The 25,433-nt window shown below is 34.7% G+C and carries 24 protein-coding genes and 1 riboswitch; of the genes, 19 read left to right on the top strand and 5 right to left on the bottom strand.

The window, feature by feature from the left end; genetic code table 11:
• Nucleotides 1–105 precede the first annotated feature (105 nt).
• Both ABH955_RS12150 and deoD read right to left on the bottom strand, forming a co-directional pair.
• Nucleotides 106–1,917, bottom strand: coding sequence for a sensor histidine kinase (locus tag ABH955_RS12150; RefSeq protein WP_002141011.1), 1,812 nt, complete (start codon nt 1,915–1,917; stop codon nt 106–108).
• Nucleotides 1,918–2,118: 201 nt separating this feature from the next.
• Nucleotides 2,119–2,826, bottom strand: coding sequence for a purine-nucleoside phosphorylase (gene deoD / locus ABH955_RS12145; RefSeq protein ID WP_000110707.1), 708 nt, complete (start codon nt 2,824–2,826; stop codon nt 2,119–2,121).
• Between the two features lie 173 nt (nt 2,827–2,999).
• Between deoD and ABH955_RS12140 the strand changes: the two genes are divergently transcribed.
• Complete coding sequence (locus tag ABH955_RS12140; RefSeq protein WP_044438004.1) at nt 3,000–3,794, top strand: hypothetical protein; 795 nt, start codon at nt 3,000–3,002, stop codon at nt 3,792–3,794.
• Between the two features lie 4 nt (nt 3,795–3,798).
• Here ABH955_RS12140 and mprF read toward each other — a convergent pair whose 3' ends face one another.
• Nucleotides 3,799–6,384, bottom strand: coding sequence for a bifunctional lysylphosphatidylglycerol flippase/synthetase MprF (gene mprF / locus ABH955_RS12135; RefSeq protein ID WP_044438005.1), 2,586 nt, complete (start codon nt 6,382–6,384; stop codon nt 3,799–3,801).
• A gap of 186 nt (nt 6,385–6,570) precedes the next feature.
• Here mprF and ABH955_RS12130 point away from each other — a divergent pair, with 186 nt between their 5' ends.
• The 14 genes from ABH955_RS12130 (at nt 6,571) to ABH955_RS12065 (ending at nt 19,617) form a co-directional block, all read left to right on the top strand.
• Entirely contained in the window at nt 6,571–6,960 is a 390-nt protein-coding gene (locus tag ABH955_RS12130) for a hypothetical protein (RefSeq protein ID WP_404457322.1), read from the top strand.
• Between the two features lie 22 nt (nt 6,961–6,982).
• Nucleotides 6,983–7,474, top strand: coding sequence for a YpuI family protein (locus tag ABH955_RS12125; RefSeq protein WP_002135239.1), 492 nt, complete (start codon nt 6,983–6,985; stop codon nt 7,472–7,474).
• A 106-nt stretch (nt 7,475–7,580) separates the two neighbouring features.
• Nucleotides 7,581–8,495 carry a superoxide dismutase gene (locus ABH955_RS12120; protein ID WP_002030730.1) on the top strand — a complete coding sequence of 305 codons (915 nt, stop codon included), beginning with the start codon at nt 7,581–7,583 and terminating at the stop codon, nt 8,493–8,495.
• Nucleotides 8,496–8,607: 112 nt separating this feature from the next.
• On the top strand, nt 8,608–9,732 hold the full coding sequence (locus tag ABH955_RS12115) for a D-alanyl-D-alanine carboxypeptidase family protein (protein ID WP_002086664.1): 1,125 nt from the start codon (nt 8,608–8,610) through the stop codon (nt 9,730–9,732).
• A complete protein-coding gene (gene spmA, locus ABH955_RS12110; RefSeq protein WP_002086662.1) occupies nt 9,725–10,321 on the top strand; it encodes a spore maturation protein SpmA in 597 nt (198 codons plus the stop codon). The genes ABH955_RS12115 and spmA overlap by 8 nt, the downstream gene beginning before the upstream one ends.
• Complete coding sequence (spmB, locus tag ABH955_RS12105; RefSeq protein ID WP_002086660.1) at nt 10,318–10,848, top strand: spore maturation protein SpmB; 531 nt, start codon at nt 10,318–10,320, stop codon at nt 10,846–10,848. The genes spmA and spmB overlap by 4 nt, the downstream gene beginning before the upstream one ends.
• 289 nt (nt 10,849–11,137) lie before the next feature.
• Nucleotides 11,138–11,866, top strand: coding sequence for a 23S rRNA pseudouridine(2605) synthase RluB (gene rluB / locus ABH955_RS12100; protein ID WP_002064494.1), 729 nt, complete (start codon nt 11,138–11,140; stop codon nt 11,864–11,866).
• Nucleotides 11,867–11,960: 94 nt separating this feature from the next.
• Nucleotides 11,961–12,482 carry a thiol-disulfide oxidoreductase ResA gene (gene resA, locus ABH955_RS12095; protein WP_002064495.1) on the top strand — a complete coding sequence of 174 codons (522 nt, stop codon included), beginning with the start codon at nt 11,961–11,963 and terminating at the stop codon, nt 12,480–12,482.
• 124 nt (nt 12,483–12,606) lie between these two features.
• Nucleotides 12,607–14,223 (top strand): cytochrome c biogenesis protein ResB, encoded by a 1,617-nt coding sequence (gene resB / locus ABH955_RS12090; RefSeq protein ID WP_404447486.1) that lies wholly within the window; start codon nt 12,607–12,609, stop codon nt 14,221–14,223.
• A gap of 18 nt (nt 14,224–14,241) precedes the next feature.
• The gene (resC, locus tag ABH955_RS12085; protein WP_219301816.1) at nt 14,242–15,399 is read left to right on the top strand and encodes a cytochrome c biogenesis protein ResC; all 1,158 of its coding nucleotides are present in this window, start codon (nt 14,242–14,244) and stop codon (nt 15,397–15,399) included.
• A 301-nt stretch (nt 15,400–15,700) separates the two neighbouring features.
• On the top strand, nt 15,701–16,417 hold the full coding sequence (gene resD, locus ABH955_RS12080; protein WP_002011758.1) for a DNA-binding response regulator ResD: 717 nt from the start codon (nt 15,701–15,703) through the stop codon (nt 16,415–16,417).
• Entirely contained in the window at nt 16,417–18,192 is a 1,776-nt protein-coding gene (gene resE / locus ABH955_RS12075) for a sensor histidine kinase ResE (protein WP_087973906.1), read from the top strand. Before resD ends, resE begins: the two co-directional genes overlap by 1 nt.
• 143 nt (nt 18,193–18,335) lie before the next feature.
• The gene (locus tag ABH955_RS12070) at nt 18,336–18,917 is read left to right on the top strand and encodes a cob(I)yrinic acid a,c-diamide adenosyltransferase (RefSeq protein WP_002011763.1); all 582 of its coding nucleotides are present in this window, start codon (nt 18,336–18,338) and stop codon (nt 18,915–18,917) included.
• A gap of 85 nt (nt 18,918–19,002) precedes the next feature.
• On the top strand, nt 19,003–19,617 hold the full coding sequence (locus tag ABH955_RS12065; protein WP_002141020.1) for a peptidoglycan DD-metalloendopeptidase family protein: 615 nt from the start codon (nt 19,003–19,005) through the stop codon (nt 19,615–19,617).
• Between the two features lie 183 nt (nt 19,618–19,800).
• Here the strand turns inward: ABH955_RS12065 and ABH955_RS12060 are convergent, their stop codons facing one another.
• On the bottom strand, nt 19,801–20,487 hold the full coding sequence (locus tag ABH955_RS12060; protein WP_404457320.1) for a hypothetical protein: 687 nt from the start codon (nt 20,485–20,487) through the stop codon (nt 19,801–19,803).
• A gap of 248 nt (nt 20,488–20,735) precedes the next feature.
• A riboswitch (FMN riboswitch) is annotated at nt 20,736–20,875 on the top strand.
• Nucleotides 20,876–21,037: 162 nt separating this feature from the next.
• Between ABH955_RS12060 and ABH955_RS12055 the strand changes: the two genes are divergently transcribed.
• Nucleotides 21,038–21,616 carry an ECF transporter S component gene (locus ABH955_RS12055; RefSeq protein WP_002011769.1) on the top strand — a complete coding sequence of 193 codons (579 nt, stop codon included), beginning with the start codon at nt 21,038–21,040 and terminating at the stop codon, nt 21,614–21,616.
• Nucleotides 21,617–21,733: 117 nt separating this feature from the next.
• Here ABH955_RS12055 and ABH955_RS12050 read toward each other — a convergent pair whose 3' ends face one another.
• A complete protein-coding gene (locus ABH955_RS12050) occupies nt 21,734–21,982 on the bottom strand; it encodes a ferredoxin (protein WP_404447477.1) in 249 nt (82 codons plus the stop codon).
• Nucleotides 21,983–22,279: 297 nt separating this feature from the next.
• Between ABH955_RS12050 and ABH955_RS12045 the strand changes: the two genes are divergently transcribed.
• Genes ABH955_RS12045 through ABH955_RS12035 form a run of 3 tightly spaced genes read left to right on the top strand, consistent with a single transcriptional unit; the run spans nt 22,280 to nt 25,423 of the window.
• Nucleotides 22,280–23,341, top strand: coding sequence for a YpbB family protein (locus tag ABH955_RS12045; RefSeq protein ID WP_002086645.1), 1,062 nt, complete (start codon nt 22,280–22,282; stop codon nt 23,339–23,341).
• Nucleotides 23,331–24,860: a RecQ family ATP-dependent DNA helicase gene (locus ABH955_RS12040; RefSeq protein WP_404491136.1), complete on the top strand. Its 1,530-nt coding sequence runs from the start codon at nt 23,331–23,333 to the stop codon at nt 24,858–24,860. Before ABH955_RS12045 ends, ABH955_RS12040 begins: the two co-directional genes overlap by 11 nt.
• Nucleotides 24,860–25,423, top strand: coding sequence for a CPBP family intramembrane glutamic endopeptidase (locus ABH955_RS12035; protein WP_002064506.1), 564 nt, complete (start codon nt 24,860–24,862; stop codon nt 25,421–25,423). Before ABH955_RS12040 ends, ABH955_RS12035 begins: the two co-directional genes overlap by 1 nt.
• Nucleotides 25,424–25,433: the final 10 nt, after the last annotated feature.

The following is a 25,433-nucleotide window of genomic DNA, read 5'->3' as shown; positions in this document are numbered from 1 at the left end:
CACGCACTCTCCTCTTTTATATGTGTAAAGGAAAGGATTAACTTGTTTCTTACTATAAAGGGAGAGTGTGAATTTCATGTGAACTCCTAGTGAAATTAAGACAAATTATTTGACTTCTTTTACTTTTTGTAAATTAAAATAAAATACAACGCTATTAGTGGTATTATACACGCCGTATTCAGCGTGATGGAGATCTAAAATGTTTTTCACAATGGATAACCCAAGGCCAGTACCTCCAGTATGACGGCTACGAGAAGCGTCTAAACGGTAGAAGCGATCCCAAATTTTTTCAAGGCTTTCTTCTGGAATAGGATTACCTGTGTTTTCAATTTTGATTTTCACTGTATCTTCCGTTTCTATAATAGAGACGTGTATTTTTTCACCATCTGGAGTATATCGAATTGCATTGCTAAGTAAGTTTACAACGACTTGCTCAATACGGCTACGATTTGCTTTAACAAATAGAGAAGAGTCAGCATGGATGTCCACTTGTAAATGTTTTTCCTCCATGCTAAATAATAATTTTGTATAGACTTGTTGAATTAATTCACCGATCGAGAATGTCGACATTTCTAGTTTGTACGTACCTGATTCTAGTTTTGCTAATTCTAACATTTCAACAATGAGCCTGTTCATATTATCTGTCTCTTCCAAAATAACATTTGTATAATATGTCGTATCTTTACTTACGCCATCTTGAATACCTTCAGCGAAGCTACGAATAACACTAAGTGGTGTTTTTAATTCATGAGATACACCAGAAATGAATTCTTTTCTCGTTTTTTCCAATTGACGTTCGCGTTCAATATCTTGTTGTAATTTTGTATTAGCAACATTTAATCGGTCGATTCGATCTTTTAAATTTACAGAGAGTGTATTAATACCACTTGATAACCCGCCAATTTCATCGTCTGCTGTAACAGGTAACTTCTCGCTAAAATCAAAGTTGGCCATTTTTTTTGTAACACGATTTATCTTAATTAATGGTTTAACAATGATTTTTGAGTAGTAGAAGGATAACAAAATAATAACGAGAAACACGATAATTAAGGCATAGACATAATAATCTTTTAAAACGAGCATTGCTTCATTCACAGGTTGTAAAGATGCTATCACAAAAGCGTACTCCTTAGTTTTTCCGTTTTCCATAATAGGCTTTACAAAGACACTGTTTTTTATATTTTCCCCACTATCTAAAATATACGTGTTTAATTGATTTGAATTAGAAGTACCTTGTCTAATAGTGCTTGCAAAATATTCAACAGCTTGTAATGTTTCAAAATCATTTGCAAGGCGAACCTCAGATTTGGAAGGGATATGTAATTTAGATATCACACCGGTAAAACTGATCTGAGACGTAGTTTTATATCGATTTGTGAGTCTATTTTTAGAGGGGTTACCACTAATTGTTTGAAAATCCGAATTGACATTTTCATTTCGCCATCGATTATAATTAGTCGTCAGTTCTAGTGGCGTTATTATATTATCTTGTAAAAATCCCTCTACGTGAATCATGCCCTCTTTTTTTAAGCCTAAATTTTCGAATTTATTATATTCTTCGGGTGTTAAAAGATTATTAAGTGGGATGGAATAGGTTTTATTGTTATTAGGGTTAATTACCTCAATGTAGTAATTGTTTTCACTTTTAATAATGCCGTTAGAATCTAAAAATTGCATTTCAGCATTCGTTTTATCGTGAAATTCTTGTTTTAGCTTTCTGATTTCCTCAAAACTTTTGTCGCTTTTTTCATAATTATCTACGAATTTTTCAAAAGCCGTTTGAACGGTTTTTACTTTTTTATTAATATAAAACTTCTCTAAAAATAGAGATTGTCCAAGGAAAAAAAGGAGAAATATGATTGTAAATAAAGTTGATGTTAATAAAAATAGTTTAAAGACGATGCTTCTGTTCTTCACTGTTTCACCTCGTATGAAAAATACTGTAATATAAATGATTTCTTAATTATAACAAAGGTTACAAAAAAGTAGAGGGGATAAATCTGTCTCTCTCTAAAGTAGTTTTTTATAGAAAGTCACATAAAGAGACGGTACAGTGACTATGGAAGTATTTTAGCATAAAAAAGAACTCGCCAGACGTATGACGAGTTCTTTAGTGTACTATTGCTGAATTGCTGCATCTAAAGCGATTTCAATCATTTCGTTAAATGTAGTTTGACGCTCTTCAGATGTTGTTTCTTCACCAGTGAAGATATGGTCGCTTACTGTTAATACAGATAATGCATTTACACCATATTTAGCTGCTAATGTGTAAAGAGCAGTCGTCTCCATCTCTACTGCTAATACACCGTAATCTCCAAGTTTTTTAACCATGTCCATGCTCTCACGATAAAATACATCTGCTGTTAATACGTTACCAACACGAACGTGTAATCCTTTTTCTGTTCCAGCATCGTAAGCTTTCTTTAAAAGATCAAAGTTTGCAGCAGGAGCAAAATCAAAACCCGGGAATGTTAAGCGATTCATATTAGAATCTGTACAAGCCGTCATCGCAATAATAACGTCACGTACCTTAACATCTTTTTGAATTGCACCACATGTCCCAACACGAATTAAATTTTTCACTCCGTAGCTTTGAATTAATTCGTTTACATAAATAGAAATAGAAGGAACACCCATACCTGTACCTTGAACAGATACACGCTTTCCTTTGTAAGTTCCAGTAAAACCTAACATGCCACGCACGTTATTATAACAAGTAACATCCTCTAAAAATGTTTCAGCAATATATTTTGCACGTAATGGATCACCAGGTAATAGAATAGATTCAGCAATTTCGCCTTGTTTTGCTTCAATATGTACACTCATGAAAAATCCTCCTTATAATGTATTGATAGAAATCAATATCATTTGCATTATACACTACGACTCCTTTCAATTAAAATCTTTTTTATTTGTAATATGTGCAAAAGAGGAGGATTTCATAAATCATAATCTAGAATATATATTTAAGAGGTTTTGCATGGATAAAGACAATAAAAATGGTAGGTGATATTTTGAAAAATCTTGTCATTGGGCTTATTGCACTAGTACTTATTGTGGCAGGAGGATTTTACATAAAAAAATATCAAGAAACTGTAGAAACGACCGGAGATGTTCAAGAAGTGAAATGGGATGTGAAAAATAAAAAGGGAAATGAAAAAGCCGATATTTCGTTTCAATTGCTAAATAAAATGAATAATGAAGTTCGTGGTGTGAACGATCAAATTCGAGCAGTGATAGTGGATGGGAATTTGAAAAACATACAACAAACGAAGCCTATATTTGCTGGAAATGGATCGTATAAGCTATCTTCAGATGTAGCAAAAGGTGAAGGGTACACGATATTTTTGTATGAAAATGAAAACAAGTCCGTGGAATCATTTGCTAAGAAAGATTTTGGTGAAGAAAAAAAGGAGACAAACAAGGACAAGAATAAAAAGAAACTACCTGTCGATACTGTACTTACAAAAAATATAGGAGAGCATCAAGTGTCTCTTTTATTTGGTGCATTACATCCGAATGAGGCAACGACATTAACATTTCAGTTTCAAGCGAAAAAGGGAGAAAAGCTGAAATTAAATTCAGGGAGAGGCGAAGTCAACGCGCTATATATCGTTGATGAAACGAGGGGACATTTTTTATATGCCATTCCTGTTGATACGGATGAGCAATTACAATATCGTATTACATTTCCAGAAGAAGGAACATATAAAATATGGGGGGATTTCTATATAAATGGTAAGAAGTATGAAAAGGAGTTTAGTATACAAGTGCAAAAACGAAAAAACAGCTAAGTACTTAGCTGTTTTTTCGTTTTCCTATTAATTTTGTTACAGAGAGCATTGTAATTGGTAAAGAATGATTCTTTCGAAATGCTAAATATTTTCCACTCCATGCAGGTTTATATTTTTCTTTGAAATGTCGTAAACCGCTGAAGCTATATGTGTAACGAACGTTATTAAATATTGCAGCAGCAACTCGTTCAGACCAGAACGATTGCGTTGATAAACCGACATTTGAGAGTGGTGCCATACCAATATTAAAGGAATGGTATTCATTTTCTTTTGCCCAGTGGAATAAGTGGATAAAAATTGCATCCATAATTCCGCTAGGGGCATCTGGATAATAACGCATTAAATCAACAGATAATATGCCACTTTGATATACTGGCATAAAGGTTGTGAATGCAATGATTTTTCCTTCTGCATCAGATAATGTAGCGATAGGGGCACGACTAATATACTCACGATCGAAGTACCCAAGTGAAAATCCTTTCTCTTTTTTTCCGCCGAGCCAAGCGTCAGACACTTTCTTTAATTCCTCGTATAATTCGTCTGAGAATGGTGGCTCATGAATAGAGAATGTATAACCTTCTCGTTCAAAACGGTTGAAAGTGGCTCGCATACCAGCACGTTTCTTTCCTGTTATTGTAAACGTATTTAAATCAACGACAGCCTCTTCACCAAGTTTAAAGAAGTTGTAGCCAAAATCGTGGTATAAGCTCATCCATTTGCTTTCAATTTGATAGAATACGCAAATATACCCAAATCGATCAGCTTCAGTCAAAAATTCTTGCAACACAGTGCGGTAGGAGGATGGATCACCAATTGGATCACCTAGTACAACAAGACGTTTTCCAGTAATTGAAAAGAGAAGAAGTGCTTTTCCGTCACTACTGAAGAAGAACTGTTTATCTCCTAAAAAACCTAAATGACTAAGTACATTCCCGCCATGTTCATCTAAGAAGTTTTCTAACCTTTTATCATTAGCTGGTTGCCCGGGAAATTGACTACGATAACGATTGGCAATTAGTGAGCCGATAAGTAAAAAAGTAGGAACGAAAAAGGCTGCTGCTAATGCACTTCGTTTAACTTGTGTAATATTTCGAACGACAAAATCAGGTTGGAACGCTTCTTTTGCACCCGCAAATAAAATACCTAAGTTTTTATATAAATATAGCGTAAGTAATAAGAAGATAAATACTTTTACGATATCAGAAAGTGAGACTTCCATTTTCTCGCGTATAAATCTTTTACGAAGCATATACAACACAGCAAGTACGATTAATAAAATAAAGGTTTCTTCAATGTCAATTCCTTTTAGGGTATTAAAGATTGCTGCTCCAATTAAAGAAACAATCGTCATATAGTAAGAACGCTTTGTTCCATAATATATGCCTCGCGAAAGAATCAGGAGGAGAATACCGAATGTTAATGATAAGCTAAAAGAAAATTGAATAAGGTGCTTTGGAGCTAAAATATGTAAGGCGTGAGCTCGATTTATACTAGTCGGTAAAATTGTTGATAGAATAACCATTAAGCCAGCGAATACTGTTAAAGCGGCGGATGCCCATGAACCTAATTTCCCTAAAAAATCACGTTGTAAAGTCCAAATTACACCAGTTGTTTCTAACGCAGGTGCAATAAAGGGTTTATCTTCAATTTTTTTTATGGCCGCTCCTGTCATTTCAAAGGCTGCAAAAATGAGACCTAGGCAGAATGGTAAGATGTAATAGACAAGTCGGTATAATAACATAGCAGGTAGTAATACGCCTGTATCAACGCCGTATTGTCCTAGTCCAGTTAAGAAAACAAGGTCAAATGAACCAAGGCCACCTGGAACAAGACTTACGACACCAGCTAAAGCAGCGATTACGTAAACACCTAAAAACTTTTGAAATTCGATATCAATTCCAAACAATATTAAAATGACGTACATAACGATACCGGCAGATACCCACTCGACTAATGAAACTAATGAATATAAAACAGTTGGATTTTTCTCTTCTTCTTCTTCCTCTTGTCCGTCTAGCTGTTTTGTTTTTCTATTTTTAATTTTAGAAAACCCAATATATATAGGAACGAAAAGAGCAAAGAAGATAAGAACAGGCCATAACCACGGTTTTTCGTGCAGAATAAAACTAGTGTCTAATATTCCAATAAGGCCGAGGAATGACAGAATGGCTAATCCGTTAATAAAAGCGGTTGTCATCCAAGCAATACTTTTAATAAGTTTTCCATTATCTTTTATATGCGGACGATATAGCATTGTACGTACACCGGCACCAACAAGACCACCAAAACCGATAAATCCATTTAAAGTGTTTGCAATCCATGAGATACGGAAAATCTTTTGTACAGGTATGTCTGCTTTTAAGTAACGAAGCATAACAAAGTCATAAAAGAACATTGTTGAAACGGCAAATGCACCGAGTGTAATCGCTAAAAATACCCCACCAGTTGGAATGTTTTTAATTGTTTCAATTGCTTCTAAAAAAGAAATGCCTGCTAATTCTTTTTTAGCTTGAAAGAAAACAATTGTTAAGACAACAAATGGGAAGATTATTTTCCCGATTTGTAAGAAACGTTTCCATGAAAACGACATAAATACAACTCTCCTTGTGTAAGAAAACTGAGACAATAATATTATTATGACAAACTTCAAGAAAAATAAAAAGGTAAATTCCTGTATAGGGAAGCTATTTTTTATATAGGTTATATTTAAAAGAATATTTCGTTTATCAGAAAATTAAGTTAAGATAAGATGAAAGAAGGAAGAGAGGGGAAGTAGATGATTATAATAGGTTATGCAGGATATGAGTTAGAAAAAGCAAAACCGAATACATCAGAAGATTTTTTTAATAGATCTGAAGTGACATATATATTAAATAATCAAGAGAAAACCTTTTCTGTCTTATATGTTCGATATTTTGAAGAAATTTTACAAGAAATTACCCCTTTTGAAGGAAATCCAGTTTATAAAGTAGAAGAACAAGACGTATATTTACGAGATATTGTAGCGATCGCTTGTTTACTGAAAGATAAAGAGCTACGCACGCAGAAGCGCTTGTATCTCAATGAAGTAACAGACTTTCAACGATACTTTGATGAGGGAACAGTGGTGAAAGTACAAGAAATATTAGCTGAATTACATAAAAATAAAAGAGTAGAAATAGCGTAAAACGGCAAAGGAGAGAGAAGCCATGTCTAATTTGATGGTTGAAAATCAAACAGAACAAGTTTCTATATTTTTAGAAGATGTAATTTCCTTGATAACTAATTATGTAAATTATCATACGTTACCTTCTTTATTGGAGGAGACACCAACAGGAAACGAGCAATACTATAAAGGGATATTAGCATCAATAAGAAGACTTCTTGTTTTTTGTGAAGAAGGACTTGATGCATGTTTTGTTTTGCTGAATAGCCAACCATTTCGAAAGACCGCAGCTGAAACAGTTTTATATAAGATTTACCATCAAGTAATTGCAGAGTTTTTTTCGCCAAAGAATGATCATTGGTATGAAAATAGTCGTTCTGCTTATACAGGGAAAAATTCTATTGTTTTTCAGCAAATCCCCCCTAGATCTATAGAACGAATGATGAAGGATTTAGAAGGGAAATTTCAATTGATGCGTGAAGAACTAGAATATTATGAGACAGATTACCAAACAAAAATGTTGCACAAATATTAATTAAGGAAAAGAAGCTAAGGATACTTAGCTTCTTTTCCTTTTGTCCAGTTATATAAGGGATTTTAATTGAATATAGTTAAAGTGGATAGCATCAAGGAGGTGTGACATGAGTCAGCAAGGTGTATTTACAGATTACTTTCATGAAGTAGAAAGCTGGTGTGAAAGTGTTCTTCAAGTATTAGATAGCCGTGCAATGGAAGTGTATGATGTCCATATGCTTGCTTATAAAATTCAAACGTTATTAGAGCGTATGAAAGAGCATGAATACGACACAGATGCCGAGTTTATGTATGAAATAAGTGATGATGTAGAACATATTCAACACCATTTACAGGAAGTATTTATGCAAGAAGGAGAGGAATATGAACTATGTGAAAGAGGGGATAGCGAACGAGCTGTTCCGATTGGGGGGCATACCCTTCCGCCATTACCTTATCCATATAATGCGCTAGAACCGTACATTTCACGAGAAATTATGATGTTACACCATGATAAACACCATCGTAGTTACGTGGAAGGATTAAATAAAGCAGAGAAGATGATGGAAGAAGCGAGAAAAACAAATCAATTTGATTTAATTAAGCATTGGGAAAGAGAAGCGGCTTTTCATGGATCAGGTCATTACTTACACACGATATTTTGGAATAACATGAAAAAAGATGGTGGTGGAAGTCCGAGAGGGGCTTTTTCACAACAAATTGAGCAAGATTTCGGAAGTTTTTTACGTTTTCAAAAGCATTTCACGGAAGCCGCTTCTAAAGTGGAAGGTTCAGGATGGGCAATTCTTGTATGGGTACCCCGTTCAGGAAGGTTAGAAATTTTGCAAAGTACGCTTCATCAATTGTTTACGCAGTGGGATACGATACCACTCCTTGTACTGGATGTATGGGAACATGCGTATTATTTACAATATCAAAATCGAAAAGATGAATATATTAAAAATTGGTGGAATGTTGTAAATTGGCCAGATGTAGAAAAGAGATTTGAAAGTGCGAAGCAAATTGAATGGACACCGTATTAGACGCATATCTCATGCGTCTTTTTTAGTGGAGGTGGAAGGAAGATTTCGTTCATATTTTAAAAGGCCAAGCATACACTTGTACAAAAAGTGCCAAAAGGACGTGGGGGGAAATATGAGACGAATTTGTATAATAATTACGCTAATTATAATGTACGCAAGCGTTATGCCAATTCCTGCATATGCAAAAATGAACGGTGGTGTCAGTGCTCGTAACGCAGTCTTAATGGAACAACAATCCGGTCGTGTGCTATATGGGAAATTAGAACATGAGCCACAAAAAATTGCTAGTATAACAAAAATTATGACAGCATTGTTAGCTGCTGAATCAGGAAAAATGAAAGAATTAGTATCGGTTAGTAATGAAGCGGTACGAGTAGAAGGATCGGCAATTTATTTAAAACCTGGACAAAAAGTTAAGTTAGAAGATTTAGTTTACGGATTAATGCTTAGATCTGGTAATGATGCAGCACAAGTAATTGCTGAAAATGTGGGAGGGAGTATAGAAGGATTTGTATATTTAATGAATGAAAAGGCGAAAGAAATCGGAATGAAAGATACGCATTTCTCAAACCCGCATGGCTTGGATGGGGATGGATCGCATTATTCGTCGGCTTATGACATGGCATTATTAACGAAATATGCAATGGGGAACGAGACCTTTAAGAAAATTTTTGGAACAAAAACGTATAAATCAGATTCTTGGGATTATCCGTGGAAAAATAAACATAAGCTTGTGACATCTTATTATGAATTTGCAACAGGGGGAAAGACAGGTTTTACGAAGAAAGCAGGACGGACGCTTGTCACAACAGCTTCAAAAGATGGACTAGATTTAATTGTCGTAACTTTGAGTGCTTCTAGTGACTGGGATGATCATATGAATTTGTTTGATAAAGGCTTTGAACGCTATAAGCAAGCGAAAGTTTTAGGACAAGGCGCACTCGCTGAAATAAATGAAAAGAAATATGCCAATCATGTTTATACGAAAAATAGTTTTTCTGTACCTTTAACTGAAGAGGAAAGAAAGAGCGTGTTATTGAAAGTTGAGCTCGATAAAAGTGCAAAACTTACGGATGGAGTAAAGATTGGGAAGACAGAAATTTATGTAGGGAACGAGAAAGTTGGAGAACGAAATTTGTTTTACAGTAAACGAAAGTTAGTAGCTACAACGGGAATGTATTGGAATAACGTAAAAGAAATCTTCTCTTACATGATAGGTGTTGGGATAGATGGTTAATCTCGTATGGGCAGCGATGGCAGTTATAGGGATTGTGTATGCCATGATAAATGGAACGATGGAAGAAGTGACCAAAGCAGTGTTTGAAGGGTCAAAAGATGCTGTAACGATTTGTATTGGACTTATTAGTGTTTTAGTATTTTGGCTCGGTTTAATGAAAATTGCTGAGGAAGCTGGATTGTTAAAGAAGTTAGTATCACTTTTTATGCCGATAGTAAAAAGATTATTTCCAGAAATACCGAAGGATCACCCGTCAATGGGATTCATTTTATCAAATATGATGGCGAACTTTTTTGGGTTAGGTAATGCAGCAACACCTTTAGGTATTAAAGCAATGGAACAACTGAAAGAGTTAAATGGTGGAAAGGATTCAGCAAGTCGTTCTATGGTGACGTTTCTAGCATTAAATACTTCAGCGATTACATTAATTCCGACTACTGTCATTTCGATTCGAATGACTTATGAATCAGCAAACCCTACTGAAATCGTTGGCGTAACATTTATAGCACAAGTGTTATCGATGATTGGAGCGATTTGGATTGACCGCTATTTTTACCGGAGAAGGAGTAGAAAGGGGCGGAAAAAATGAGTATTGTAAATACAATTTCATTATGGGTAATTCCTTGTGTAATTGGTTTTATCCTTTTGTATGGCACGATAAAGAAAGTTCCAACGTACGAATCGTTCGTTGAGGGCGGAAAAGAAGGGATTCAAATTGCGGTTTCCATTTTGCCGTTTATGGTTGGAATGCTTGTATCTATTTCTATTTTTCGGGCATCAGGTGCTTTAGATGCAATGATATCGGTAATGAAGCCGATGTTAGACTTTATTCATGTACCAGCCGAAATCGTTCCACTTGCACTTATACGTCCGATTTCGGGATCTGCTGGTTTAAGTATTACGACCGACTTAATCGCTACATATGGGCCAGACTCGTTTATTGGTAGGTTAGCTTCAACGATGCAAGGTAGCACAGATACGACTTTTTATATATTAACAGTATACTTTGGGGCTGTCGGTATTAGAAAAATGGGAGATGCATTAAAGGTAGGACTTTTTGCAGATTTAATCGGAATTATTTGTTCGATTGTGTTTGTTTCCCTATTGTTTCGGTAATGCTATTCATTTTTTGCGCTATTTCGCTTATAATACGTATACGACCACTATTAACGTGTAGTTTAATAGTGGTTTTTTTATGCGGTATTTTTGACAAAATGGTGAACTTTTATCGTGGACAACATGAAAAAGTGTAAATAATAATAAAGGGTGAAAACGTGATATAGCCTTTATACGTTTATTATCATTGCTATGTTGTTAAAGGTAGGCGAAGTAAATGGCATAAAGCTTAGGCGGTTGCCAAGTCTTTCTAATGTAAGGTAAGATAAATTTGAGGTGAAAAAAAGAAATGGAACGATTACAAAAAGTGATTGCGCAAGCAGGTATTGCATCGAGAAGAAAGGCTGAGGAATTAATTCAGCAAGGAAAAGTGAAAGTTAATGGGAAAATAGTGAAGGAGTTAGGAACAAAAGTAACTCCTCAAGATAAAGTGGAAGTAAATAACATCCCTCTTGAAAAAGAAGAACCTGTTTATTTTTTACTATATAAACCAACTGGTGTAATTTCAAGTGTATCAGATGATAAAGGAAGAAATGTTGTAACAGACTTTTTCCCTGAAATTAGACAACGTTTATTCCCAATCGGACGCTTAGATTATGATACGTCTGGCGTATTATTGATGACAAATGATGGTGAATTTGCAAATGTATTAATGCATCCGAGATATAAGGTTGAAAAAACGTATGTTGCGAAAATTAAAGGGCCATTAACAGGTGATAAAATTCGCATGTTAGAACGAGGTGTTGCATTAGAAGATGGGAAAACAGCACCAGCACAAGTGAAAATTATTTCTTGGGACAAGCGTAAAGAGATGGCGATTGTACAATTAACGATTCATGAAGGACGTAACCGTCAAGTACGCCGCATGTTTGAAGCGTTAGATTGTAAAGTAATGAAATTAAAACGTGAACGTTATGCCTTTTTAGAAGTGGGTAGCTTGCGTCCTGGTGATGCAAGAGAATTAACACCACATGAGGTGAAACAATTACGTGCATTGGCTTCTACAAAGCCTCGCTAATCTATATTGTGAAACTTTCACCAGTGGAATGCTCCGCTGGTGATTTATTAAAAAATACATATATTTATCACTCGTCGAAGAGAGGGGAGACAACATGAAAAAAAATCGCTTATTATTTCGTGTTATCATTTTGCTCATTTTAAGCGGTGCGGTAGGGTTTACGCTATATCAAGGATTTTTTACTGATAAAGAGAAAATGCAAATTGGAAAAGAAGCACCTAACTTTGTTGTAACTGATTTAGAAGGAAAGAATATTGAATTAAAAGATTTAAAGGGAAAAGGTGTATTTTTAAATTTTTGGGGAACTTGGTGTAAACCTTGTGAAAAAGAAATGCCTTATATGAATGAGTTATATCCGAAATATAAAGAAAAAGGCGTTGAAATTATTGCCTTAGATGCAGATGAAACGGATATCGCAGTGAAGAACTTTGTGAAACAATATGATTTGAAATTCCCAGTTGCAATTGATAAAGGGCAAAAGATCATAGGTACATATGGAGTGGGACCATTACCAACAACCTTTTTAATTGATAAAGAAGGAAAAGTAGTAGAGCAAATTATAGGTGAGCAAACGAAGGAACAATTGGAAGAGTACTTAAAGAAAATCACTCCATAATTAAGAAAGCCTTTACATAAGAGGTGCTTACGTATAGCGCCTTCGCTTTAAAAATTCTGAGTATTGCGGTAACTCTAAGCTGGAATATACAATAGTACATATAGATAAAAGGGCGGTGAGAGCTTTGAAAGAAATTAAGTGTGAATGTGGACATGTTAATCCGATAGGAACCATTTTTTGTGAAGCATGTGGGAAACCATTTGAAAGTAATGAAAATATAAAATTATTGGATATGAGATATGAGGGGAGTGCTCGGAGATCTCTCACACATACAAAAACGATAGTCGATAAAATTTGGAGTTTTTTCTCTTCTGTAAAAGTAGGTGTATGGTTAATCGTAATAACTTTAGCTGCATCGGCAATAGGAACTATCTTTCCCCAAGAAATGTACATAACTCCAGGAATCGAACCAGCTGAATATTATAAGACCGAGTATGGATTTTTAGGACAATTATACTATCAATTAGGATTTAATAATTTATATGGATCATGGTGGTACATGATTTTAATTGCTTCTATTGGTATTTCACTTGTTATATGTAGTTTAGACCGTGTCATTCCTCTTTATAAAGCTTTAAAAAAACAAGGGGTGAAAAGACACCCAAGTTTTTTGAAAAGACAGAGAGTGCACGGGACTGGTACGCCGCATGAAGGTGACTTAGAACGAGTTCAAATTAATTTAAAGAAACGTAATTATAATGTGAAAGTGGAAGACGGGAACGTTTTAGCGGAAAAGGGACGTTTTTCACGTTGGGGTCCATATGTAAACCATATTGGTCTTATTATCTTTCTATTCGGTGCAATGCTACGTTTTTTACCGAGTATGTATGTAGATGAAGCACTTTGGTTACGTGACGGTGAAACGAAAGAAATACCAGGAACAGAAGGTCAATACTATTTGAAAAACGAAAAGTTTATCAAGGAAGTTTATGATAAGAGTAAGGATAAAGAAGTTTTTGATGAAGCAATTGATCGTGTTGGTGATAAAATGATTGCGAAAAACTTCCAAACAAATGCTGTATTATATAAAGCGGTAGGAGAAAATATAGCGGGTCAAAAACCAAAATTAGAAAAGGTAAAAGAAGCTGAAATTCGAGTGAATGAGCCACTGAAATTTGATCAATTTGCTGTTTATCAAGTGGATTACAAAGAAAGTGAATTTAAAAGCATGTCTTTCCATTTGCAAAACAAAGAAAATAATCAAAAGTTGGGACCGATTAAAGTAGATTTAGCGAATCCTACAGAAAAATATGATTTAGGAAATGGGTATTCTCTAGAACTATTAAGCTATTTTCCTGATTTTTATTTTGATGAGAATGGAAGGCCGAATACGAAAACAAAATTACCGAATAATCCTGCATTCGTCTTTAAAATGTTTACCCCGGAAACACCAGATGGTGAGGTTAGTTTCGTCGGTATTCAGCAAAACATAGAGCCTGACGGGAATAATAAATATAAAATGTCATTTGCAGGTGTGGAAATGCAAAATGCAACAGCTCTTACAGTAAGAAAAGATTTGACGCTTTTGATTCTCGGTATTGGAGGATTTATATTTATGGTTGGTGTGATTCAAGGTATGTATTGGAACCATCGCCGTATTTGGATACAACGTGTTAATGATGAATGGTGGGTTGCAGGCCATACGAATAAAAATTGGTTCGGCTTAAAGAAAGATATTGAAAGAGTACTAGAAGGAACAGCGATTCCACAACCACACGATAAAATGAATGAAAAAAATTAGTTAAGGTGGGGAAACGATATGGTACAAATAAGTAGTAATTTTCTGTTCGCGGCGTTTATCTTATATTTAATTGCAACTTTATTTTTTGGAGGAGCAATTAAAGAAAAAGGTAACAAGTGGGCAAATATAGGTATAACTATAACAATTTTAGGATTTATTGCACAAATAGTATATTTTGTTACAAGATGGATCGCATCAGGACATGCACCGGTTAGTAACTTTTTTGAATTTGGTACATTTTTTGGCATGATGCTTGTGGGAGCTTTTATCATTATGTACTTTGTATATCGTGTAAGTATTATTGGTTTATTTGCTTTACCGGTAGCTCTTTTATTAATCGCTTATGCAAGTATGTTCCCGAGAGAAATTTCGCCGCTTATCCCATCTTTAAAGAGTAATTGGCTACATATTCATGTAACGACAGCGGCAGCGGGACAAGCAATATTAGCAATTAGTTTTATTACAGGCGTAATGTATTTACTGAAAAATGTAGATCAATCAACAAGAAGTAAGCGTACATTTTGGTTAGAGACAGTAGTTTTCACACTTGTTTGTACAGTTGGGTTTATTGGAATAACAACGGTATTTTCTAGTATGAAATACGAAGCGAAGTTTCAATGGATTGATAAAAATGAACAACAAGTTGAAATGAAGTATAATCTCCCTGCTTTAGTTGGACCGCATGAAGGGAAGTTAATGACAGAAAATAAATTAGAACCGGCGGTTGAAGTTCCAGCGATTGTAAATGCGAAAAAGTTAAATACTGTTATTTGGTCAGTGTTAGTCGGAACGCTACTTTATATTGTATTAAGACTTGTTTTACGTAAGCGAGTGTCAGCGGCACTTCAGCCGTTAGTAAAGAATACGAATAGTGATTTATTAGATGAAATCGGATATCGTTCTATTGCGATAGGATTCCCGGTGTTTACATTAGGAGCATTAATCTTTGCAATGATCTGGGCTCAAATCGCTTGGACGCGCTTTTGGGGTTGGGATCCAAAAGAAGTTTGGGCGCTTATTACTTGGCTCTTTTATGCTGCGGTATTACATTTACGTTTATCTAAAGGATGGCATGGAGAAAAATCCGCCTGGCTTGCAGTGATTGGTTTTGCAATCATTATGTTTAACTTTATTGTAGTAAACTTAATTATCGCGGGTTTACATTCATATGCATAGAGAACTAAAATAGGAGAGTGTATGTCACTTTCCTATTTTATTTTTGTCAAATTTTCTTCTTTTTTGAGAAAAACATGACAAAGTAGCGGTTGATTCTGTAAAATGATGTCGAGGACCAAATATACTGTTCAAAAAAAATACATAGTTTTGGAAAAAAAATGAACAAACTTTATTATTCTTGTGAAGCATAATATGGGAAGTGGAACGTTAAAAAATGCTTAATTAAACGAGGATAGGTGCAACATTATATTGTAGAAGGGTAGGTGTAAACCGTTGTGGTAAAAGTACGCAGCGGGTAGAAATGGAAAATGAATCAAGAATTTTAATTGTAGACGATGAGGATCGTATTCGTCGTTTATTAAAGATGTATTTAGAAAGAGAGCAATACACAATTGAAGAAGCGGATAATGGTGATACAGCTTTAGAAATGGCGTTACAAAATGATTATGATTTAATCCTACTGGATATTATGATGCCTGGTAAAGATGGTATCGAAGTGTGTAAAGGGATTCGTGAGAAGAAAGCGACGCCAATTATTATGCTGACAGCAAAAGGTGAAGAAGTAAATAGGGTACAAGGGTTTGAAGTTGGAACTGATGATTATATTGTAAAGCCGTTTAGCCCGCGTGAAGTAGTACTTCGTGTGAAAGCGGTATTACGCCGCGCTGTACCAACGACATTCTTTACACAAGATACAACGACGAAAGATGTTACTGTTTTCCCTCATTTAACAATTGATAATGATGCGCACCGCGTTACAGCGGATGGTAATGAAGTAAACTTAACACCGAAAGAATATGAATTACTATTATTCTTAGCGAAATCCCCGGATAAAGTTTTTGACCGTGAGCAATTGTTAAAAGAAGTATGGCAATATGAGTTCTTCGGAGATTTACGTACAGTTGATACGCATGTAAAGCGTTTACGTGAAAAGTTAAGTAAACAATCACCAGATGCAGCGAAAATGATTGTTACCGTTTGGGGCGTAGGTTACAAGTTTGAGGTTGTGAACGACTGATGCTTTGGAGAAGTGTAGTAGGGAAGTTATGGATGACCATATTACTTCTCGTTTCGTTTGTTCTTGGATTTGTTGCTATTTTACTTTCACAGTTTTTTAGAACGTATTATGTTGATATGAGTGAAGCTAGGCTTCAGAAAGTTGCAACAAGTGTCACGGAATTAATTGAAGAAGGTGCCGATGTAAAAACGATTGAGAATATTGCTTACAAATTTTCTGATCCACTTTCAAGGATTATCATTGTAGAAGACGGTAAGGAAATTTCTTCTTCGCCGAAACAAGAAGGATTAGTTACTCTTACAATAGATGATTTGAAAAATGATAAAGAATTAGCAGCTGTTTTTACAGATAAAAAGGATATTAAGAATAATATTAGAAAAGCTTCTAATAGTAGGAAGAATAAAAATACTGAAAATGATATTATGATCGTCGGGAAACCAGTACAGTCAAAAAATCAAAGTGCAGTGTTTGTATATGAATCATTGCAAGTTCCAATACAAGGTATGGAGAGAACGACTGATTTTATTTTCTTATCAGCCGGGATTGCGATTATTTTAACAACTTTCTTTGCATTTTTCTTATCTACTCGAATTACGGCACCGCTTCGTAAAATGCGTGAGGTTGCATTTGAGGTAGCGCGCGGGAAATTTGATACGAAAGCCCCTATGGTGTCGCAGGACGAAATTGGTGAGCTTGCAACTGCTTTAAATCAAATGGGGAAACAGTTGAAGTTTAATATGAATGCCCTGCAGCAAGAAAAAGAGCAGTTAGCTAGCATTTTGAGTAGTATGGCAGATGGTGTTATTACGTTAAATCAAGAAGGTGAAGTCGTTGTTATCAACCCACCGGCAGAAAACTTCTTACAAGTTTGGCAAGAAGAAAAAGAATTAGAGTTAAGTAAAAAACTGCCTTCTGAACTTGTTGAACTATTCCATCTCGTTGTAGAAAGCGAGCAACAACAAGTTGTTGAAATTAATTTGCAAAAAGGTAACTACGTAGTTCTTATGACACCGCTTTACAATCAAACAAAAATTCGTGGAGCTGTAGCAGTATTGCGAGATATGACGGAGGAGCGTCGTCTTGAGAAAATGCGTCAAGACTTTATTGCGAATGTATCACATGAACTTCGTACACCGATGGTAATGCTTCAAGGATATAGTGAAGCAATTTTAGATGATATTGTGCAAACGAAAGAAGAAATTAATGAGTTTGTTCAAATTATTTATGATGAATCTGTTCGTTTAGGTAAACTTGTAAATGAGTTATTAGATTTAGCCCGTATGGAGAGTGGACATGTAGAGTTACATATAGGTGAAGTAGATATTCATCCATTTGTCGAAAAAATTGGCCGTAAATTCCAGGGGATTGCAAAGGATAAAGAAGTCCAATTAACAGTGGATTTCCAAAGTCCAATTGAACAATATCCGTTTGATGCAGACCGTATGGAACAAGTACTGACGAATTTAATTGATAATGCAATCCGTCATACAAATGCAGGTGGACATGTTACACTTGTAATTAATACGAAAAATAGTGGCCTTACTTTCGAAGTGCAAGATTCAGGTGCTGGTATTCCAGAAGAAGATATTCCGTTCTTGTTCGATCGATTCTATAAAGCTGATAAAGCAAGAACGCGAGGGAAAAAAGTTGGAACAGGACTCGGGCTTGCGATTGCTAAAAATATTGTTCAAGGTCATGACGGGAAAATTTCTGTATCAAGTGTCGTTGGAGAAGGAACTACATTCTCTGTATATTTACCAAATCGTATAATTTAGATATATATGTTTTTTAAAAGTTGATCATGAATAAAAGCTTTACTGTTTTTTTATTTTTTTGTAAGTGCAATTAAATAAAGAATGGTAGAGTTTTTTTTCTTTAATAATCAGAATGAAAATAAAAAGAGAGGTGTCATAATGAAATGAAACTTTATACAAAAACAGGTGATAAAGGGGAAACGAGTGTCATAGGTGGCCGAGTGGATAAAGATCATATACGTGTAGAAGCTTATGGAACAATTGATGAGGCGAATTCTCATATCGGATATGCCATGTCTAAATTACAAGAGGAATGTTTTCGTAACATTTATAACGAACTTGAAAATATTCAACATGAACTATTTGATTGTGGAGGGGATTTAGCAATAGTAGAGAAGAAAATCCCTTATAAAGTAACGATAGAGATGGTCGAGTATTTAGAGAGACGAATTGATTCGTATACAGAAGAAGCGCCGCCTTTAGAGCGTTTTATTTTACCAGGCGGTAGCGAGATATCGGCTGCACTACACATTGCACGTACAGTTATAAGAAGAGCAGAACGTTGTATAGTGTCATTGCAAAAAGAAGGAGAAACCAATGAAATTGTTCTAAAGTATGTAAATAGGTTATCTGATTATTTATTTGCGCTTGCTAGAGTAATAAATGCGCGTTTACAAGTGAAAGATGTGGAATATAACCGCAGTGCACTTGTTTTTCGTAATAAAGAAGAGAAGGAAGTGGAGTAATACACTTTCTTTTTTTTGTATACTTTTTTCTGTAATATCCCACAATAGAGAAGGTATGACGGTTATTAGAAAACGGAGGATGTATATGAAAGCGTTAAAATGTGGCGTGGTGATATTGAGTGTATTATTTTTATCTCAATTACATGTTTACGCTGAAGGGAATCAGTGGATATGGCCTGTTGATGGGCAGATAAGTGATTATTTCGGGACAAGACATGGGAAACACTATGGTATTGATATAGCTGCGCCTATTGGAACGCCTGTTGCAGCTATTCAAAATGGTAAGGTGACAAAGTCTTATTTTTCAAGTAGTTATGGAAATGTTGTGTTTATTAAACATGGAGAATATGAGGCTGTTTATGCGCATTTAAATAAGAGATATGTAGTTCAAGGTGATAACATTTCAAAAGGAGAGCTAATTGGAGAGGTAGGGAATACAGGAGAATCGCGAGGAGCTCATTTACATTTAGAAGTGCATCAAGGGAGATGGACGATGGAGAAAAGGAATGCGATGAATCCGTTGCTTGTTTTAAATGAACAAAAAAATCAAGTTGTGTCATCATCACTATATATTGTACAAAAAGGTGATACTTTAGTTGGTATTGCCCGGAAATTTAGTATGACAGTTGAGGAAATTAAAGTGAGGAATGGATTGCGACAAGAGCAAATCTATCCGAACCAACAACTATACGTCAAGTAAAGGCAACGTCCCAAAAGCATAACTTTTGAATAAATTTATTTTCTTCTTATTTAAGATTGCGATAGTAAATGAAATTATATCGACATTTCGACAAGAAATATCGACTAACAATAAAATGCGATAGTAAGAGCAACCTATCCTTAACGAAAAACCGTCCCAAAAGATCTTTTGGGACGGCTTCTTTTACCAAAAAATAAAGACACATATAAATCCAGTAATAGCTAAGTAGCTATATAAGTAAAAGACTTTTGTTCTTGTTTTTTCTTTTGTCCGATATAGTACGATAGTTGGTTCGATTAGACCAATTGTAAGACAAAGTAAACCAAGAAGCATAAAGCCAATTGAAAGAGAATACAGGGCGATTTGTGGTGCTTGAAATGGAATCATCCATTTTAATAAAAATGCAATAAGTGCAGTGTAACAAATGCTACCGATGTATTTATTCAATGGTGTATCAGAACGGAAACCAGGAAGCTTCTTGGAAAACGGACGGGAAACAACTTCCGTTTGTAAAGATGTATGTTCTTCAATTATTTTTTGAGCTTCTTTTCCTTTTTGGAAAAGGGATAAAATCCAGTTTCGCTCACCTTGGAAAATAAATTGAGAAGTTGTTAAATAGTGATCAACTTTTACCTTATTCCAACTCTTCCATGGATGACGCTCACACAATTTTAATTTACTTTCTGTTTTTTTATCATACTGATAAATACTTATGCCATCTTGGTCAAAAGTAGCGTAGTATGTCTCTCTTGAGAATGTGCCTAGATCAATTGGACAGTAGAAAAGTAATTCTTTTTTCAAATAAAAGTATTCTTTTCTTAAGTTCTTTTTCATTGCTTCTCGAATAGAGTGTCTTTTATCTTTCTTCATGACATTTCCTCCATAACTCAGAAAATGTTCTTATCTTAACAATTCAACATCTTATCACTTTTGACGACATATGACTAGGGGGATTCATAGGAGAAATACCGAATTATAAAAAATATGGGTTGTATTGTAAAATATAGTGATCGTTTCTTTAATTATATAAAATCAATAACTTATTTTTAGTAAGTTACACTTTTTTTGTTCACAATACGATCATGTTGTTGTATAATGAAGTGGAAAATAGAATATCGGTCTATCTTCGGGGCAGGGTGAAAATCCCGACCGGCGGTGATGAACAGTTAATAATTTCGTTCTAAGCCCGCGAGCCGTTAAGGCAGGATTTGGTGTGATTCCAAAGCCGACAGTACAGTCTGGATGGGAGAAGATGGAGGTTCAAGCGTTCAAAAAAGATAAGTATTTGAACGTCTGTTTGATGTGCCTTAAAATTCTCCCTTTGTGTAAATCACAAAGGGTTTTTTCGTTCTATGAAAAATAGGCATAGCAGAACCTTTCCACTTTCCATGAGAAGATCGATGGAAAAGGAGAGAGAAAGATGAAACAAAAAAACAGTGTAGTGCAGATGGTGAGTGTAGCGATGCTAAGTAGTATTGCGTATTTACTAATGATGTTGGATTTTCCATTCCCAGGGCTTCCGCCATTTTTAAAAATTGATTTTAGTGATGTGCCAGCTTTAATTGCGGCAATAATTTTTAGTCCAATTGCAGGTGTAATTGTAGAAGCGATAAAAAATATTTTGCATTACGGAATTCAAGGAAGTTTAACGGGAGTACCAGTAGGAGAAGTAGCAAACTTTATAGCGGGATGTTTATTTATTGGTCCAGCAGCATTCTTATTCCGAAAGTATCGCACAGTAAAAAGTTTAACGACAGGATTAATGTTAGGTACAATTACTATGACAGTTATTATGAGTGTGTTAAACTACTTTATTATTTTACCAGCGTACACTTGGTTTTTAAATTCACCAGCTATGTCTAGTGATATTATGCGACAAACTATTGTAACGGCGATATTACCGTTTAATGTAATTAAAGGAATTGTTGTAACAATTGTATTTGTAGCATTATTTTCACGCTTGAAAGTATGGGTATTTGCAAAAATGAAAAATGCTTAAAAATATTAAACCATTGGCAGCGTAACTGCTAATGGTTTTTTTGTTAGTGAGAATGAAAAAGAGTTCAAAAAATCCCCCTCATACTTATGAGGGGGATTTTTTGAAGTTAATAAAAGACTATTCGAATTTTAAAGAGTCGCCATCAAATGATTCGTCAGCAACTTTAATTGAGTCAGTTGGACAACCTTCGAATGCATCCATCATATCTTCAATTAATACATCTGGAATTTCAACGATACCTTGGTTATCGTCTAATATTACAAATGCAATGCCTTCATCATCATAGTCATAAATGTCTGGTGCAGCAGCACCACAAGCACCGCATGCAATACAAGTATCTTTGTCAACGATTGTATATTTTGCCATATTTTTTCCCTCCTGATAATATGTATGTGAAAAGTTCGCCAAAAAATTATAATCTTATTGTAAAACGGTTTTTAAAACTTTTCAACATAAAATTATAATGATAATGCTTATCAATTAGAGTGTCAACTTATTTTTGAATTATTTCATAAGATTTTCAAAATACTTAAATGTTATTTCGTTTGATACAATAGAATATATAAAAGCATGTAGTGTGAATATGATAAGTTGAATGAATAGCAGTTAATGTGCAATCGTATTGAAAAAGGAATGAAGTTAGACTGAGAGGTGGAAGCGGTAATGCAGCTACAATATACTTTATTATATTGTTTAAAACAATTGAATGGTGAAAGAACCGTTTCTTCAATTTATTATTTACTAAAAGGAAAGAGATCGTCGCAAACATTACAAGATGGGAATATGTTTCAAATTTCTTTTTTGTTTGGGATTTATAAGTCATTAAATAGAGCTGATTATGATCAAGAAGTTGCAAAGTTGTTACAAACGGATTTAGTTCAAGGTATACATGATAATACATATGTGTTAACGACTGCTGGTAACGTGCAATTAAACAAATGGGAAGGTGACTTTGCCTTTCCGACATATTTAAATGGTTTACACTATGGGGAAATAGGTGAAACGTTTTGGAAGAGATTATCATTGATCGTTCAAACCATTTCGAATTTACAACAGGCGAATACGAAATTTATTCCAATTCAACAGGATACAGAAATAATGATGTGGGTGAAACGTTTTCTCACTGGAATACCGTATATGAGAAGTGAATTGGCTAAAAGATTATGGAAGGAAATGCATACTCTTTTACAAAAAAATAATCCAGTAGAGGCGACGATCGTAATATATCGGTTAACTGGGTATAAACGTATTGGGTGTACTTTACAACAATTAGCGGAAATTACGAAACAAGATATATTTCGAGTGTATTTTTTATTTTGGGGTACAATTCATTTCCTTATTCAAGAAGTTCGCAATAAAGAAAACGAGTTTCCATTATTAGCTGAAATTATATCGTATCCAAATGAGAAAGCTGATTTATTTAGTTTATCAACGAAAAAAACATATAATCTTTGGAGACAAGGACGCTCTTTAGAAGAAATAGCAACAATTCGGAATTTGAAGGTTGCCACGATAGAAGACCATTTTGTAGAAATTGCTTTACGAGAAAAAGAATTTTCTATTGAAATGTTTATGGAAAAAGAAAAAATGGAAAAAGTAACAAAAGTAATTGAAGCATTACAAACACGTAAATTGCGTGTGTTGAAGCAAGCGGTTGGAGAGGAAATCTCTTATTTTGAAGTACGTCTTGTATTGGCACGGATGGAGGGTATAAATGAAGCTTGAGGAATATTTATATAAGTGGTTTGGATATTCTGAATTTCGTCCGGGGCAAAAAGGAGTTATTACGGACTTATTGGAAGGGAAAGATGTTGTAGCAATGCTTCCGACTGGAAGGGGAAAGTCAATGTGTTATCAACTTCCGGGGCTTCTGCAAGAGGGTACGGTGCTTGTTGTATCACCATTATTATCTTTAATGGAAGACCAAGTTACGCAATTAAAGTATGTCGTGAAAAATCGAGTTATTGCATTGAATAGTTTTCGGACGTTAATTGAAAAAAGAGAAGCAATGAAAAAGCTATCTTTTTATAAATTTGTTTTCGTATCACCAGAGATGTTGCAGTCGGAACTTCTAATAAGAGAATTGAAAAAAATTCATATTTCATTATTTGTCGTAGATGAAGCGCATTGTATTTCACAATGGGGCTATGATTTTCGGCCAGATTATAAAAAATTAGATAAAGTAATTGAGAGTATCGGATCTCCGACAGTACTAGCATTAACAGCAACTGCGACAAAGGATGTACTGCGAGATATAGCGGAAAGTTTAAATCTAAAAAATATTGCTGAGCATGTGTACTCAATTGATCGTCCAAATATTGCGATGAAAGTGCAATTTGTGGAAACAATAGAAGAAAAAAAAGAGGCGCTTTTTGAGCATGTAATGTATTTGCAAGGGCCTGGTATTGTTTATTGTTCAAGTAGGGCCTGGACAGAGCGTTTAACCGAGTATTTAAGAGGAAAAGGAATTACAGGTGTAGCTTTTTATCATGGTGGTATGGAACATGAAGAGCGTATGTTAATTCAACAACAGTTTATGAATGACCAGTTGCAAATTGTAATATGTACAAGTGCTTTTGGGATGGGGGTAAATAAGGCGAATACAAGATATATTATTCATTTTCAATATCCGACAAATGTAGCTTCCTATTTACAAGAAATTGGAAGAGCGGGAAGAGATGGAGAATTGAGTATAGCCATTTTATTATGTAGTCCATTGGATCACGATTTGCCAATTTCAATCATTGAAGATGAATTACCAAGTAAATCGCAAATACAATTTTTATTTTCGTTACTACAAGAAAGAATGTTTCAAACGAAAGTATTACCATTAGAAGATGTAGAAGAAATTTGTTATAATGCAGCAAGATTTAATGAACAGTATTGGCGCTTTACACGTTATCATCTCGAACATCTTGGAATCATACAACAGCGAAATCTCATGTTAGAGAGCTTGTCAGATGAAATAATGCACAGATTAATAGCGGAAGTGGAAGTGAGAATGCGTAATAAATATAGTGAGCTAGAAAATATGAAGTCATGGATACAAGTTCAAGGATGTAGACGTGAATATTTATTACAACAATTCGGTTATAGAAAAGAAAAAGAGATAGAAAACTGTTGTGATTACTGTGGTATTACAAAAACGGATTATAAAAAAAGACGAGCGCAACAGTTAGTTTTCGACTATAATTGGGAAACAGAGTTACAAAAGCTTTTCGGCCTAGGAAAGATGGAGGAATGATGAACATTCAAAGGCATAATGTTGAAGATATGAGTCCGAGAGAAATAAGACTGAATCTCTACATAACACAACTAATCATTATTGGTATCGGTTGTTTACTAGCATATATATTATTTCAAGATAAAAGAGAAGTTTATAGTTTATGGAAATGGGAACCGGTTTCTATACTTTTAATAGGTAGCTTGTTAGCGATTTGTATTGTGTTATTAGATTATGTTGCAATGCGAGTGTTTCCAGAATCTTGGTTTGATGATGGTGGCATTAACGATAGAATGTTTCAAGGGATTTCTGTCATGCATTTACTCGTTATCACGTTTATTATTGGCTTTGCGGAAGAGTTTTTATTTAGAGGTGTAGTGCAGACTCATTTCGGAATTGTAATAGCGAGTTTAATTTTTGCTGTGTTACATATTCGGTATATAACGAAGCCTTTTTTGTTTTGTTTCGTCTGCTTTATTAGTTTTGTTTTTGGGTATGTATTCGAGTGGACAGGAAATTTGTTTATAACAATCTTTGCACACTTTCTTGTTGATTTTATAATGGGGCTCCAATTAAGAAAATAAATGGAAGGTG

The organism is Bacillus sp. RC240 (genome assembly GCF_044907945.1).
Lineage (GTDB): Bacteria > Bacillota > Bacilli > Bacillales > Bacillaceae_G > Bacillus_A > Bacillus_A mycoides.
This window is presented reverse-complemented; position numbering and strand designations above follow the sequence as displayed.